This window comes from Rahnella sp. BIGb0603, assembly GCF_024808755.1.
Lineage (GTDB): Bacteria > Pseudomonadota > Gammaproteobacteria > Enterobacterales > Enterobacteriaceae > Rahnella > Rahnella contaminans.
The window spans coordinates 373361-389029 of the sequence record NZ_JANUEX010000002.1 but is presented as its reverse complement, the minus strand read 5'-3'; the positions used below and the strand labels follow the sequence as shown (position 1 = coordinate 389029).

Here is a 15669-nt window from a genome sequence, read left to right as displayed (position 1 = left end):
AATCCAATAAAGGCAGGGATAAAAAAGGCAATTAAGTCTGTGAAAGTGAAATGTAATAAATTATCCATCGCTAAAAGTCCTTTTGTATTCATAAAAGGCTGGCTACTGTCGAGCCATCACGGAATATCCAGCATGAATGCTGCCGTTTTCCATAACCTGTTTCGGGAACTATTATTATTCATAACAGACTCTTTTTCCTTCTTTTTATGACCAGACATGATCCTTTTGTCTGTATCAAAGCAAGGTGGGGATTGCGATGCATCTTTGCGGCATAAGTTGATGTTATCCCGACGCATTTCCTCCACATCACCCTCAATCCCCATACCGCCTGAACGCCCGCAGCACATTGATTCCTTTTCTCACCATCGCAAACAACGCATTCCTTGAGTGCCCGTCGAGCAGTTTCACTTTTGAAGAGATGCCGATCCGCAGCGGATACTGACTCATTTGCATCGGGTTGATGGAAATGCGCACCGGGATTTTTTGTACGTCGGCGATCCACTTTCCGGCGCTGTTCAGGGGGGGGATCGCGGTGTCGGCGTCGTCATCCCATCCTTCGACCTGTCCATCGAAAACCACGTTGTTGCCGTACATTTCCGTCACAATCGCCGCTTTCTGGCCGACGAGAACGCCGGAAAGCTGTGCGACGGTGAAATTAGCGTTTATCCACATCTGATCGGCAGGCACGATAGTCAGCAGCGTTTGTCCCGGGATGACTGTTAAGCCGGTATGCACGTTTCTTTGCGCGACATATCCGGTGACCGGGCTGCGGATCGCCGTGCGATCCAGCGCCTCACCGGCTTTCTGTAAGGCCTCTCTGGCCTGCAAAATCAGTTTTTGCCGGGCCATATCCGTCTCACGCAGCACCCGTAAATTCCGACGGTATTGCAGGATCGCCGCATCCAGCGAGGCTTTGCTGTTGTTGACGTTTCTGAGGGCTTGCTGGAGATCGTCTTTAGAAATCGCCGCAGGGCCTTTTGACTGTAACCGGCGGTGGTAGTCAATCAGCGCCTGTTGGTAGGTCATCTGGGCATTCAGGATGTGAGCATTATTCTGGCCGTCGGCGATGTAACGTTCCCGTGTTTCTTTTTCCGTTTCCAGCAGCGTTTCTTCGGCCTTTTTATAGCGGAGTATTTCGCCGGAATTATCCATGTGCAGGAGAATATCGCCCTTACGCACGCGGTCGCTGTTGGTTTGTATAACGACCGCCACCCGTCCGTTTATCTCTGAGGATAGGGTGACCGGGTTTCCGGTAATGTAAGCGTCGCTGGTGCTGGGCATTTTGCGTAATGAAAAGTCCCGCCCGAGACAGCAAATAAAATACGGAACGATAATAACGATGACGCAAAGCATTCGTTTTTTAATTTTTGGGTTCGGACGTTCCTTTCCGATATTAGCGACCATGCCGTGAAGTTCTTCCATGAGAAAGTTCATCTGTTCTTTCTAAACAGGAGGTGTTAAGAATATTCAGTCAGATTAATCACCGGTGCGAATTAAATACAGGGGACACATCGGAAACTTTTGCAGGGAATATCCTACACGTGAAGTCCATATGGCAGCACAAGGAATTATTTCCCTTTAAAAACAAGCAATAAAATATCACCTTTACGATTTTTTAAACCTTTCCTTAACGGAGTGATGGCCGGGGAACACGCTTTTCTCTTATGTGATACTATTAGTCTTAATACCCGTGGAAATAAAAATGCGCAAACAGTAGAATTAATCCTTCGGATTACCCCTCATTACGGTACATTATAATTATCGCCGAAACACGTTCATCTTCCTGCAGCACGTTATAATTACGCCATCTGTCATTGGGATGCGCGTTGTTCTGTGCATGACAGTGAGTGAGCCGGGGATCCGAAAATGTTTTTAATAAGGAGCTAAGATGAGTAAAACCAATAAGTTAAATGCTGTCATCGTTGACGATCATCCGCTGGCTCGTATGGCTATTAAAAACCTGCTGGAAAATGAAGGGATCACCGTCGTTGCGGAAGCCGGCGATGGCGCGCAGGCGTTGGATCTTGTCGGCGAACACAGCCCGGACCTGGTTATTGTCGATGTGGATATTCCGGTGATGAGCGGCATAGAAGTGGTGGAGAAACTCCGCAAGCAGGCGTTCAGCCGGATTATTATTGTGGTCTCCGCCAAGAACGATTTGTTTTATGGCAAGCGCAGTGCTGACGCGGGTGCGAATGCTTTTATCAGCAAGAAAGAGGGCATGACCAATATTATTGCGGCGGTCCATGCGGCGCAAAATGGTTACAGTTATTTCCCGTTATCATTGCAGACGTTTATGGGCAGTCTTTCGTCTGAACAGGAAATGTTGCAGTCGCTGTCGAGCCAGGAAATTAAAGTGATGCGCTATATTCTGAACGGTGATGACAATATGAAAATCGCATCAGAAATGTGTATCAGTAATAAAACCGTGAGTACCTATAAAAGCCGCTTAATGGAAAAGCTCAACTGTAAATCGCTGATGGACCTTTTTTCCTTTGCGCAACGTAATGCAATCGGGTAACCGTATGATGACACGGGCCATTGTGGCGCTGTTTCTTCTGTTTGTCGCGAGTGCTCCGGCGCAATCCGCCAGCCCTGAACCCGCGACGCTTCAGCTCGCCAGCGATAATCAGGTGTTTACGCCTGCGCTGCCTTTGGGGCATTACGATCTGTTGTGGCTGGCAGCGAAACGTTCCCTGACGATTGCGGTATACGGGCAGGAAACGCCGCCGCTGAGCATGAATTCAACCACCGGACGTTACCGGGGAATGAACGCGGATTATCTGCTGCTGATGGAAAACTCACTACAAATCAAAGTGGTGATTAAGCATTACGACAGTCTCAGTGCAGCATTAACCGCGCTCAAAGCCGGTGAGGCGGATATAATTCTGACCTCGCCCGCCGGTGAAGCAGATCCGGACCCGGCGTTTGCCGTCTCGCTGCCGCTGATTCGGGCTTATCCGACGCTGGTGACGCGCCAGGCGGATGTCATGAAGCCACTTTCCAACGACAAGGACGACGTTTCGATTGCGATTAAGCAGGGTTATCCGTCCGAACAGTTTATTAAGATGATTTTCCCGAAGGCGCACATTACGTCTTATGCGGATAATTATCTGGCGCTGGCGTCGGTGGCCAATAACGAAAACGACTATTTTTTTGGTAATAATCTGACGTCCAGTTTTATTCTGGTTCGCGATTTTTATCAGTCGCTGGAAATGGTGAAGTTCTGGCGTGAACCGCAGACCGGAAATCATTTCATTGTACCGGCCGGTCAGAAACAACTGCTCGGCATTCTCGACACCTTTATCAGCTCCCTGACTGAACAAACCCATAAACAGATTGCCCAGTCGTGGGTCGATACCGGCAATATTTCTTTTTTAAATAAAGCGATGAAGCTGACGCCGCGGGAAGAACGCTGGATTGCTAAACATCCGGTGCTGCGCGTGCTGATTAACCCGTATTATGCGCCGCTGAGCATGGTGGACGAGCATCAGGAAATTCGCGGGCTGCTCGGTGATATTCTGAATCTGATCCAGCTGCAAACCGGGCTGGTTTTCCAGCCGGTGATCGCCAATTCGAATACGGATATGGTGGATATCATGCGCAAAGGCGGCTGGGATGTGTTACCGACGGCAACATTCAGCGCCGAACGCGAAGAAGAAATGTTGTTCACGCATCCGTTTATCGCCACGCCTTTTGTGCTGGTGACGCGGGCGTCGTCGGAGCAAGACGATTTGCTTTTGCCGGGTTCAAAAGTGGCGATCCCGGCCTACCATCCGCTGACCGATAAACTCAAAAAGAAATATCCGGGCGTGGAATGGGTGATTGCTGAGAACACCAGTACCGCGCTCAGTAAGCTGATGCTCGGGGACGTGGATGCGGTGGTGTCTACGCAGCTCGCGTCGCGGTTTATCATTGATCACTATTATCCGGGCACGATGAAATACACGCGGATTCCGGATGAACCTTCGGCGCAAATCGCCTTTGCGATCCCGCGGGAATCCTCTGAACTGCAAAGTATTCTGAATAAGGCACTGGACGATATTCCCCCGAAAGAGATCCTGAATCTGGCCGGAAAATGGACCAAAGCACCGGACGTGAAAATCGGCACCTGGAATCTGTATAACCGGCCATTTTATCTGGTGATCGGGCTGGCGGTTCTCCTGGTGATTACCAGCCTGCTGTGGGGGGTGTATTTGCTGCGTGCCATCGGTCGGGGCAAGGCCGCGCAGGCGGCGCTGAATTATCAGCTGACGTTCAGCCAGACGTTATCCAATTCCATTCCCGTGCCGGTGTATGTCATCACGCTCGAAGGCGAACTTGAAAGTTACAACAGCGCGTTCAGCGAGTTCTTTATTCCTGATCTGCGCGGTTCGATGAATTATTCCCTGTTTGACCGCCGCAGCCCATTGGCAGACGTTTTTCACGCGGTTCAGCCGGACATTCAGCGCGGCCTGAAACCCGGACATGTGATCACGCATTCGCTGACGCTCAATAATGGCGGCGGGAATCGCCAGATCCTGCACTGGCTGACGCTGTGTCTCATGCCGGAAAACCAGTCTGCGATTTTGATTTGTGGCTGGCAGGACATCACGGAGTCCCGGCAGTTGATGAAAGCCTTGCAGGTTGAGAAAGACAAAGCCATCGATGCGAATCAGGCTAAAAGCCAGTTCCTGACCAGTATGAGCCATGAAATACGCACGCCGGTCAGCTCGATCATGGGCTTCCTGGAGCTGCTGACCACGCGCAAACAAAGCGCGGAAGAAACCCAGGAAGCCATTCAGCTGGCCTACAGCACGGCACAAACCCTGATTGCGCTGATTGGCGACGTGCTGGATATGGAAAAAATTGAGTCAGGCAATTTCACGCTGACGCCGGAATGGGTCGATCTGGAACCGGTGATTAACGCCACGGTCGCCAATTTTGAAGGGCTGGCGCGGCAGAAAAACTTGCGGCTGACGGTCGATTGCCGCCTTGAAGACGGCAAAATGCTCTGGCTCGATCCGCAGGCGGTGAAGCAGGTTTTGTCAAATCTGCTGAGTAACGCCCTCAAATTTACCACCGAAGGCGGCGTGGACGTGATTGCCCACACGCAGGCGATGGGTGAAGAGCGGGTTTATCTCACGCTCAGCGTGCGCGACACCGGCGCGGGGATCAGTCATGACGAACAGCAGCTACTGTTTAAGCCGTTCAGCCAGACCGATGCGGGTAAACGGCAGATTGGATCCGGCCTCGGGCTGGTGATTTGCCGCGAAATGGTGGAGCGCATGGCGGGGCAGATCAGCATTACCAGCCAGCCGGGCATGGGAACCACCATGATAGTGACGCTGGTCACGCAGACCTCGGACAACGCGCCTGCGGTGCCGCTGATTGCCGAACAGGAAGCGACGCGGCCAGCCGCGCTGCGGATTGTGATTGCCGAAGATAACCCGACTAACCGTCTGTTGCTGCGCCGTCAGCTGGATATTCTCGGGTATCACGTCGATGAGGCCGAAGACGGCCTGCATGCACTGAATCTCATCAAAAATCTGGATTACGATCTGCTGATTACCGATCTGAACATGCCCAATATGGACGGCATCACGCTGACCAGGCGGGTGCGTGAGCTGAATCAGAACATGGTGATCTGGGGGCTGACCGCCAATGCGCAGACGGAAGAAAAAGAGCGCTGTCTGGCGGCCGGTATGAATTTGTGCCTGTTCAAACCTATCGACCTGCAACAGCTCAAGGCCGCGCTCAGCGGCGTGAATATGCCGGAGGACGGGCCGCCGCTGGATGCGTTTATCGACATGCCCACGCTGGAAGCGCAAAGCCTCGGCGATAAAAAACTGATGTGTCAGATGCTGGAGCTGTCGCGGATTGAGAACGACAAAGACGTGGCGGCGGCTGTTCAGGCGCTGGCGCGTGAAGAGTGGGAATTGCTGCAACATCATCTGCACCGCATCAACGGAACGATGCAACTTCTGGGCGCGACGGTTTTGTACGAACTGGCTGAAACGCTGGAAAATCAGCTGGCCGCCGGGCTGCATCCGCCTGCGCTGGAAAAAGGTGTATTGCAGCTGGAGCAGCAAATTCAATCGCTGAATGCGGCCATTGAGGCGTATTCCCGTTCTGTCCGCCATTAATGACTGAAGTCCCGGCGGCCACTGATGCCGGTGGTTATGACAAAAGCTCCCCGGTTCCGATGGACGGCACGAAAACCAATCTGCGTACCATCACCACGGAAACGTCATGGTTCGATCCGCGGCTCTGGGTGTTGTGTCGCCCGACGACGTTGCAGGAAGAGAAGGCATTCCCTTTGGGAGATGCCTTTTTTACGGGAGGGGATTCCGTGTGTTTTGGAAAAAAGTGGCTATCTCAACCGGCTTCGAGAAGAAATATCCCTGAAAATGCGTCGCGCCCATTTCGGCCAGTTTCTCCTTTTGCGACGCGGTTTCCACGCCTTCTGCAATGGTCATGCAGCGCATATCCTGCGCGATAGCAATAATGTTGCGCACAATGGCTTCTTTACTGGCATCGGTTTCAATACCCGACGTAAAGACTTTATCAATCTTGATATAGTGCGGGCGAAACTGCATCAGATAGCGGTAATTGGAATTCCCCGTACCAAAATCATCTATCGAAATCTGCACACCCAGCGCGTCGAGCCGTTTACACAACGCCTGAGCAACGTGCGTATCTTCAACAGGTTCCCTTTCCGTAATTTCCAGTCCGATCTGCCAACCAGAAAGCGGCGTTTTTCGCCTGAATTCCCGACATTCTTCCAGTAAATCGTGATTGATAAAATCAGCGGCGGAGACATTAAAAAATAACGTCATATCGCGGGCGGGAATAATGTCAGCGGAGTTGAGTGCGTCCGCTACATGACGTAATCCCGACTGCGTTATCCGGGTAATCAGACCATTTTTTTCCGCCAGCGGAATAAACTGATCAGGGGGAATATGACCCCGCTGCGGATGTTTCCAGCGCATCAATACTTCGCCGCCGACGGTATTACCGCTTTCCGCTTCGATTATCGGCTGAATAAAAGGAATGAGTTCATTTTTATCCAGCGCTTTCTCAAGCATAAACAATAAAGTATTACGCCGGGAAAGTGTTTTAGACGTGAATGTCGAAAGCAGGGCGGAGAGTAAAAACGTCAGGAAAACCCCTGACTTTTCTTCGTGCCAGATGTCTTTCAACAATAAATTCGGGCTAACCGGCGTGACCGGATTTGCGCTGATCTGATACTGATACTCCGGGGAGAAATAGCGCAATGAGGCGGTAGGGTCCCGGTGTGTCAGAACCTGACCCGCCGCGTTAAGCGTCAGGCCATTCAGCGTCATCTGGTAATCCGTACGCCTGTCGTTAATCTTCAGTTTGTATTGCAGATAATAACCGTCGATGCCCACCATCACGCTCTTGCCTGCATGTACGGCGTGGTAAATCAGAAGCGACCGGTAGGGCGTGAGCGCATTGCCGTCCATCAGGGAGAAGCCTGCGGGCGGCGTGCTTTGGGCAGCCAGTCTGAAGTACTGAGCCCCGAAAACAGAGGAGCAATAAATCTCGTTGCCCCTTAGCAGGCTGACCGTGCGGATATCGGGAGTGGTCGCGACGATTTTGCGAATACCGGTTTGCGTGGCTGCATCGCATTGACCGGCCAGAAGATGCGCTGCGGCGTCACTGGCGATCCTGGCATGGGTGAGAACGCGATCAATTTCGTCGCGAATGATAAGAACGTTTTTTTCAGCTTCTTTTTTCTGGCTGCATTTCATCTTTTCTATAACAATCCATCCGCCCGCAAGATTAATGCTGACAAACATAATAAAAGTAATAGAGAGTCGGTTGCTAAGACGCATGTGTTACCCGTTTTAATATTCGGGCGACAGTTGTAAGCTATTTTTCCTAAATAACAAATAAACAATGAGTGGCTTTAACGCTATTTCAGATTGTGGCTACACCTGTAAGAAATCCCCCACGTAATAATCATCTTATGCTGATTTGTTTGCTTGAATTATTATGAAAAAATTAACTTAATCTGTAAATATAAAAACAGGTTAATGACTGACGATCGGGATCGTAAACGGACAGCAAGAAAAAAAAGGAATTACTATGGACTCGCCATGCATTATTTTTTCCGAAGATAATTTTTTCAATGCCGGATTAAAAGCGATGTTTTCATCCAATACGTTTGGCGCCGGTTATGTCATTGTCGACGTGGAGTCGACCCGTCGTTCGCAGGTGGAACAGTGCTTATCTCAGGGTAAGAAAGTTTTCGCTTTTATCGACAACGACTTTGATTATTACGCGTTATGCCATCTGGAGAACGTGATTTTCATCGACAGGCGCAGCGGGATCAGCGAAGTGCTTTCATGCCTGTCGCTGAACCATGCGCATTTCAATTACCGCGTAAAAGCCAAACTTTCCGAACGTGAAGGCGAAGTGTTGTCCTGTCTTCAGGAAGGATTAGATACCCGGCAGATCGGCGAACGTCTGGGCGTGAATATTAAAACCATCTACGCCAGCCGTTCCCGCCTGATTAACAAAATGCAGGCCGGGAACCGCATCTATCTGTACCGGAATATTGCGCGGTTGTGAGGGCGTTACTCTTTCCCGACGCTTTCAAAATTCAGGGACACGGAGTTCACGCAGTGTCTCAGGTTTTTCTCGGTTAAATACTCGCCTTCAAACACGTGGCCCAGATGCGCCTGACACGTGGCACAGACGATTTCGGTTCTGCGTCCGTCAGCATCAGGAACACGTTCAACGGCTCCCGGAATTTCATCATCAAAAGACGGCCAGCCGCAGTGGGATTCAAATTTGTGCTCTGAGGTATACAGCGGCGTTCCACAGCGTTTGCAGACATAGCGGCCTGGCGAAAAATGCTCATTGTAGACTCCCGTGTGCGGGCGTTCTGTCCCTTTGTCTTCAATAACAAAGCGTTCAAACTCGGTGAGGTCATTTTTCATGGAATTCATTCCTGTTAAATTTCGTGTTGCGACTATCATTTTATTTTACAACCGCAACACCCCAGTGACAATGCGGTTTGATCAGGCAACGTAAAAGAATGTTTCCTTGTTAAACCTGGGTCAGACCGCCATCCACGCAAATCTCGGCACCGGCGATATAGCTGCTTTCGTCACTCGCGAGGAACAATGCGGCACTGGCAACTTCATCAGGTTTACCCAACCGGCCCAGCGGGATGGCGTCAGTTAACCCTCGGCGTAATTCCTCCGAGGCAGCGGCCATCATTTCAGTATCGACAGGGCCCGGCGCAACCACGTTAATACGGATGCCGCGTGCAGACAGTTCGCGTGTCCAGGTTCGTGCAAAAGAACGTAACGCCGCTTTACTGGCGCTGTAAACGCCATATCCTTGTGTGCCAATCACATCGGCAATTGACCCCACGAGCACAACGCTGGCACCGGGTTTCATCAGCGGAAGTGCTGCCTGTAAAGCAAAAACCGGCGAGCGCACATTGAGGCTAAAAATTTGTTCAAAATGCGCTGCGCTGATGTCATCAATCGTGGCGTATTCGGACATTCCAGCGTTGATGACCAGCACATCAATCTGGCCAGATTCAGCCTGAATCGTCTGCATAATGCGGGTTAACTCACTTAACTGGCTCACATCTGCGCGCAGCGGGATCCTGGTTCCTGAAATTTTGCCGTCAGCGGCCACAAGCTCTTCTTCACGCCGCGAGGTAAACCAGGTTGTCGCACCTTCGATGGCAAACCGCTGGCTAATCGCCAGACCAATACCTTTCGCACCGCCCAGTACCACGGCCACTTTGTTGTCTAAATTGCCCATCTGTATTCTCCTGTTTGGTTGGAAAACAGATGATATAAAATTTATACTAAATAACAATTACGCACTTTGTTTATATCAGGTATAGAGGAGTATATCGTCTTGGCAGAAATCGATGGTAACAGCTTGAGAGATGTAGGAAAAACGCGTCCGGTGCTTGAACATATCACCAATAAATGGTCGATTTTAATTCTCACAGTGCTCTGTACCAGACCTTCGCGTTTCAACGAAATACGCCGCCGGCTGGATGGCATCACGCATAAAGCGCTGGCGGACGCTTTAAAGCGGCTCGAGCGAAATGGCCTGGTTAATCGTGAAGTGCTGCCCACCTCGCCGGTCGGTGTGGAATACAGCCTTACGCCGCTGGCGCAAACATTGCAGCAGCCATTTATCGCGCTGTATGACTGGGCGCTGGCATACGGCCCGGCTCTGGAAAGAGCACAGGCGGACTACGATCTTGTGCATGCAGATGAGGCCCAGGAGGTTTAAGAAGCGCGGGCGCCCATCGCTTCGCGCCATAACGAAGGCAGCGCGTCAATTAATGCCCCGGTGACGCGTTGTTTCGCCGCGCCGGGTTGCCAGATCGCGACCATCGTAATGTCCAGCCCCTGATTACCCACTTCACATTCCATCGCCTGCACGGTTTTCCAGCGTGAAGCCTGAAAATGTGTCGGTAAGAATCCCCAGCCCTGTGCGTTTTCCAGCAGGTAGCGCAGGGTAGAACGTTCATTGACGTACAACGTTTGCCCGGATATTTGCAGACTGCGGGTGATTTGCTCGTCGTGTGCTTTGTGCATGACGACCTGCGGAATAAGCGAGAGATTCAGCAACGTCAGCGGGCGTTGCTGGTGTTGAAACAACTGTGCGGACGCGTAGAAATCAAGCCCGATGTTGCCCAGCGCCCGCCACTCCATGTCTGTTCCGAGTGCACGGTAATTGGCCTGACATACGGCAACCTGCGCTTTACCACTTTTTAATGCGGCTTCGGCTTCTTCACGGGAAGCGCTCCAGGCACTGAAACACAAGCCTTTTTTAGCCATTTCAACGATCACCGCTTCGATAAATGCCGGCGAAACGAAAGGGTCGTACACCATAACCAGCTCCTGCCGTTCCGCATCCGGTAAGGATTGGGCATAAGATTCAAAAGCCTGCGCCTGACGCAGCAGCAAATGTGCTTGCCGGTGCAATTGCTGGCCTTGTTCGGTCAGGATTAATGTGCGGCCCTGGCGCACAAAAAGCGTATAGCCCAGCGCGTCCTCGAGGTAATCCAGCAGATCGCGCACCGTGGTGCGATCCTTTCCCAGCAAAAGGGCGGCTTTGGATAAACTTCCTGAGCCCGCGACGCAGGCAAAGGCCTCAATTTGCGAGAAGGAATAACGTAAGGCAGACATAAACTCTTCCAGTTCATCAATTTATAGGGGGATTTTCCCCCATAACGTGATTTCTTCAAGGGGTTTTTCCTTTCTATACTCCGGTTTTCTGATACAGGAGTCATTCAATGAAAAACAGACAAACCTTTCTTCCGGCGGTAATGAAACCTCTGGTGCTGGCCGTGGCTTTGGGTTCCGCCTGGTCATTTGTGCCCTCCGCGCTGGCGAAATCCGCGCAAAATTGTGACGGTGTGATGCTCAGCAGTTGCCCGACGCCGCAGGACAAAACGCTGCCTGACCCGAAAAATATGCTGAACTGGGATCAGACCGCGCGCGTCATCGGATTTCGTAATGACTACCGCAATTATGCGGGCGATGTGTTTAAGCACGGTCAGTCCACGCCGTTTCTGCGGGCGGATAAGCCGCTGAAAGAAGCCACGTACAGCGTCAGGGGGAAAACGTATACGTTGCCGGATTACCTCAAACGCCAGAATGCCACCGGAATGCTGGTGCTGAAAAACGGCAAAGTAGCTTTTAAATATCTGGGCGAAGGCAATACTGACCAGACACTGTGGACATCGCGTTCTGTGGGGAAATCCGTGGTTTCAACGCTGGTGGGGATTGCGATTAAAGAAGGGAAAATCAGTTCTCTGGATGACCTCGTCACGCGTTATGAGCCTGACCTGAAAGGCACGGCCTGGGATGGCGTCACGCTAAAACAACTTATTCAGCATACCTCCGGCGTGGCGTGGAATGAGGACTACACAAACCCGCATTCCGATTTTGCCAATCTCACGCAATGTGAGGCCAGACCGGGAACCTATGACTGTGTGCGTAAAATTATTGTTGGCCTGAAGCGTGCGCATCCGGCCGGGCAGTCATGGTCTTACTCCTCCGGCGGCGCGTGGTTACTGGGCGATGTGCTGGAAAAGGCCACCGGAATGCCGCTGGCCGCCTACCTGCAACAGTCCATCTGGCAACCTTACGGCATGGCGAACGATGGTGTCTGGCACTCCTATGAACCGGGAAAACACGATGTCGGCGCACACGGGTTTAATGCCACACTGGAAGACTGGGGACGCTTTGGCGAGTTTGTGATGGGCGGCGGACGTCTGCCGGATGGCAAGAAAATCCTGCCTGAAAACTGGATTGAGCAGGCAGGTAACTGGACAAAAGCAAAAAATTCCGTGTCGGCGGCCCATCCGGACGGCCTTTATGGGTTTGAATGGTGGAATAATGAAGTGCCTGTCAATGCTACAAATGTCATCCCGGCACCTTCGGATTCACTGAAAGGATCGCTGTGGGCGTTAGGGATTTATGGCCAGATTATTATGGTCAACCCGGCTGAGGATCTGGTGATTGTTCAGTGGTCGACATGGCCAAAAGCAGAGCCTGATTTCAGCGCTCAGCCTCTTGAGGCATCGCTCATGTTCAGCGCCATTGCAGAAAAACTTCGCTGAGATTTATTGCGCGAATGAGAATAAAAAAATCCACGCAAGGGCGTGGATTTTTTATTGCAGCAGCGAAGAGATCAGACGTTGAACAGGAAGTTCATCACGTCGCCATCTTTGACAATGTACTCTTTGCCTTCAGAACGCATTTTGCCGGCTTCTTTCGCGCCTTGCTCACCTTTGTAGGTGATGAAGTCTTCGAACGCGATGGTTTGTGCGCGGATGAAGCCTTTCTCGAAGTCGGTGTGGATTTTACCTGCGGCCTGTGGCGCGGTAGCACCGACAGGGATCGTCCATGCACGGACTTCTTTCACGCCAGCGGTGAAGTAGGTTTGCAGGTTCAGCAGCTCGTAACCGGCGCGGATCACGCGGTTCAGGCCCGGCTCTTCTATGCCTAACTCGGCCATGAATTCTTCACGGTCAGCGTCGTCCAGCTCGGCGATATCAGATTCAACCGCGGCGCAAACGGCAACGACAACCGAACCTTCGGCATCTGCGATTTTCCGCACAACGTCGAGGTACGGGTTATTTTCAAAACCGTCTTCGTTAACGTTGGCGATGTACATGGTCGGTTTAAGCGTCAGGAAGCTCAGGTAACGGATGGCCGCTTTGTCTTCTTCGGTCAGATCCAGCGCGCGCAGCATGCCCGCGTTTTCGAGCTGTGGCAGACATTTTTCCAGCGCAGCCAGTTCAGCTTTGGCATCTTTGTCGCCGCCTTTGGCACGTTTCTGTACGCGGTGAATGGCGCGTTCGCAGGTATCCAGGTCAGACAACGCCAGTTCGGTGTTGATGACATCGATGTCGTCAGCCGGATCCACTTTGTTGTTAACGTGAATGATGTTGTCGTTTTCGAAACAACGCACAACGTGGCCAATCGCTTCGGTTTCACGGATGTTGGTCAGGAACTGGTTGCCCAGACCTTCACCTTTGGAAGCGCCTTTTACCAGACCGGCGATGTCCACGAATTCCATGGTAGTCGGCAGGATACGCTGTGGTTTTACGATCTCGGCCAGCTGGTCAAGACGCGGATCGGGCATTGGCACTACGCCGGTGTTAGGTTCGATGGTGCAGAACGGGAAGTTTGCTGCTTCGATACCCGCTTTGGTCAGCGCATTGAACAGAGTGGATTTACCGACGTTCGGCAGGCCGACGATACCGCATTTGAATCCCATGTTTTTCTCACCTTAATATCTTAATTATCAAGCAATTAAACGTAATTGCGCGATGTAATGACCATAATTCCCCGCATTATACACGAGAACGGCATTTTTCTCGATCCGGTTGTGATCGCGATGAACAGCCGCTACATCATTGACCGGATTGATTAAACCTTGCCTCGTTCCGGCCATTTTTAGATACTTGTCACAATTTTTTAACTGACAGGAAGTAAACCGGATGTCTTATGTTTAGCCCGCGTGGTCTTAAGTTGTCGGAAGTGAAGAACGAAACGCTGGCCGGATTTGTTGTTGCGGTGTCGATGATCCCCGAGGCCGTCGGGTTTTCGCTGGTGGCGGGGCTTTCGCCAATTGTCGGCTTGCACACCGCTTTTATCATCGGGCTGGTGACCGCGCTGTTTGGCGGCAAACCGGGTATGGTGTCGGGCGCAGCGGGCTCCATCGTGGTGGTGCTGGTGAGTCTGGCAGCGCAGCACGGTATGGGATACGTGCTGTGGGCGACGATATTTGCCGGTGTGATTCAGATTCTGATTGGCGTATTCCGGCTCGGTAAGTTTATCCGGCTGGTGCCGCTGCCAGCGGTTCACGGTTTTGTGAACGGGCTGGCGATTGTCATTATGCTGGCGCAGCTCCACATGATTGCCGGGCAGGGGCCGCTGATGTACATGCTGGTGCTGCTGGCGATCCTGGTCGTCGTGCTGTTCCCGAAACTGACCAAAATCATTCCGTCTTCGCTGGCGGCGCTGATTGTGGTTTCCGCCGTGGCAATTGGATTTAACCTGCACACGCTGCGGGTCGGGGATCTGGCGGATATCTCCGGTGCATTGCCGCACTTCAGCCTGCCGGTCGTGCCGTTCAGCCTGGAAATGCTGAAAGTGGTGCTGCCTTATGCGGTAGTGATTGCGCTGGTCGGGCTGATTGAATCGCTGCTGACCATGACGGTGCTCGATGAAATGGGCGGCCAGAAAGGTAACGGTAATCGCGAAAGCATCGCGCAGGGTGCGGGCAATACGATTTGCGGTCTGTTCGGCTGTTTCGCCGGTTGTGCGATGATCGGACAGTCGATCATTAACTTCACGTCGGGCGGGCGCGGGCGGATTTCCGGCACGGTCGGTGCAATTTTGCTGATTCTGTTTGTGGTGAGTCTGTCCGGTTACATTGGGCTGCTGCCGGTCGCGGCGCTGGCCGGGATTATGCTGGTGGTTTGCTACAACACGTTCGAATGGAGTTCTTTACGCCGTCTGCGACGCATGCCGAAAGCCGATGCGCTGGTGATGCTGATTGTCACCGTCATTACGATTTTCACCGATCTGGCGGTTGCGGTCATCAGCGGTGTGATTATCTCGGCGCTGGTTTTTGCCTGGCAACAGGCTCGCATCCGCATCCGCGAGAAGAAAACCAAGGGCGCGCTGACGGTGTATAAGCTGGAAGGGCCGTTGTTCTTTGGCTCAGCGGCGTCGTTTTCAGAACTGTTTGAACCGCAGAATGATACGCAAAACGTGGTGCTGGATTTCGCCGGTACGCGGGTGATGGATTCGAGCGGCGTCGAGGCGATTGATAAGCTGACCACGCGGTATCTGGAGGCCGGAAAGACAATACGTCTGCGCCATCTGAGCAACGACTGCGTAAGCCTGCTGAAAAAAGCGGGGCCGTTTTGCAGCCATGAACTGGATGACCCGCAGTATTATGTCGCGGAAGATAACCTCTGACATTCAACAGGTGCCGCTCAAAACGGCACCTTTTTTATTTTGGCTCCGGCACGTTGTCCGGCTCACCGCGTTTTACCGATCTCCGTCTCATCCATAAGAAAGTCCTATAACTCACTCATAAATATCGAAAAGAACCGTGATCCTGTTCACGTTTTGTTCGCATTTCATCATGCTAGGG

The 15669-nt window shown here is 52.0% G+C and carries 12 protein-coding genes; 6 read left to right on the top strand and 6 right to left on the bottom strand.

The genetic code is table 11. The features are described 5' to 3' along the window. Positions 1 to 312: 312 nt before the first annotated feature. Entirely contained in the window at positions 313 to 1422 is a 1110-nt protein-coding gene (locus tag M2403_RS06890) for an efflux RND transporter periplasmic adaptor subunit (RefSeq protein ID WP_259228805.1), read from the bottom strand. 466 nt (positions 1423 to 1888) lie between these two features. Between M2403_RS06890 and evgA the strand changes: the two genes are divergently transcribed. Together evgA and M2403_RS06880 are read left to right on the top strand one after the other, a co-directional pair. Then, on the top strand, positions 1889 to 2521 hold the full coding sequence (evgA, locus tag M2403_RS06885) for an acid-sensing system DNA-binding response regulator EvgA (RefSeq protein ID WP_165057646.1): 633 nt from the start codon (positions 1889 to 1891) through the stop codon (positions 2519 to 2521). Positions 2522 to 2525: 4 nt separating this feature from the next. Then, positions 2526 to 6125: a response regulator gene (locus M2403_RS06880; RefSeq protein WP_259228804.1), complete on the top strand. Its 3600-nt coding sequence runs from the start codon at positions 2526 to 2528 to the stop codon at positions 6123 to 6125. A gap of 189 nt (positions 6126 to 6314) precedes the next feature. Here M2403_RS06880 and M2403_RS06875 read toward each other — a convergent pair whose 3' ends face one another. After that, positions 6315 to 7838, bottom strand: a complete 1524-nt coding sequence (locus M2403_RS06875; RefSeq protein ID WP_259228803.1) for an EAL domain-containing protein — start codon at positions 7836 to 7838, stop codon at positions 6315 to 6317. A gap of 253 nt (positions 7839 to 8091) precedes the next feature. Between M2403_RS06875 and M2403_RS06870 the strand changes: the two genes are divergently transcribed. Further along, on the top strand, positions 8092 to 8577 hold the full coding sequence (locus M2403_RS06870; RefSeq protein WP_152326311.1) for a helix-turn-helix transcriptional regulator: 486 nt from the start codon (positions 8092 to 8094) through the stop codon (positions 8575 to 8577). A gap of 5 nt (positions 8578 to 8582) precedes the next feature. On the opposite strand, the gene M2403_RS06865 is transcribed toward M2403_RS06870, so the two are convergent. After that, complete coding sequence (locus tag M2403_RS06865) at positions 8583 to 8948, bottom strand: methionine-R-sulfoxide reductase (protein ID WP_152326310.1); 366 nt, start codon at positions 8946 to 8948, stop codon at positions 8583 to 8585. 109 nt (positions 8949 to 9057) lie between these two features. Beyond that, on the bottom strand, positions 9058 to 9789 hold the full coding sequence (locus tag M2403_RS06860; RefSeq protein ID WP_259228802.1) for an SDR family NAD(P)-dependent oxidoreductase: 732 nt from the start codon (positions 9787 to 9789) through the stop codon (positions 9058 to 9060). A gap of 99 nt (positions 9790 to 9888) precedes the next feature. Here M2403_RS06860 and M2403_RS06855 point away from each other — a divergent pair, with 99 nt between their 5' ends. Continuing rightward, on the top strand, positions 9889 to 10275 hold the full coding sequence (locus M2403_RS06855) for a helix-turn-helix domain-containing protein (RefSeq protein WP_165057634.1): 387 nt from the start codon (positions 9889 to 9891) through the stop codon (positions 10273 to 10275). On the opposite strand, the gene M2403_RS06850 is transcribed toward M2403_RS06855, so the two are convergent. Beyond that, complete coding sequence (locus M2403_RS06850) at positions 10272 to 11177, bottom strand: LysR family transcriptional regulator (protein WP_152326307.1); 906 nt, start codon at positions 11175 to 11177, stop codon at positions 10272 to 10274. The genes M2403_RS06855 and M2403_RS06850 overlap by 4 nt on opposite strands. Before the next feature lie 140 nt (positions 11178 to 11317). On the opposite strand from M2403_RS06850, the gene M2403_RS06845 reads away from it, so the two are divergent. After that, entirely contained in the window at positions 11318 to 12616 is a 1299-nt protein-coding gene (locus tag M2403_RS06845; RefSeq protein ID WP_405047814.1) for a serine hydrolase domain-containing protein, read from the top strand. 71 nt (positions 12617 to 12687) lie between these two features. On the opposite strand, the gene ychF is transcribed toward M2403_RS06845, so the two are convergent. Next, complete coding sequence (ychF, locus tag M2403_RS06840; protein ID WP_101079643.1) at positions 12688 to 13779, bottom strand: redox-regulated ATPase YchF; 1092 nt, start codon at positions 13777 to 13779, stop codon at positions 12688 to 12690. Positions 13780 to 14009: 230 nt separating this feature from the next. Between ychF and M2403_RS06835 the strand changes: the two genes are divergently transcribed. After that, entirely contained in the window at positions 14010 to 15491 is a 1482-nt protein-coding gene (locus M2403_RS06835) for a SulP family inorganic anion transporter (RefSeq protein ID WP_259228801.1), read from the top strand. Positions 15492 to 15669: the final 178 nt, after the last annotated feature.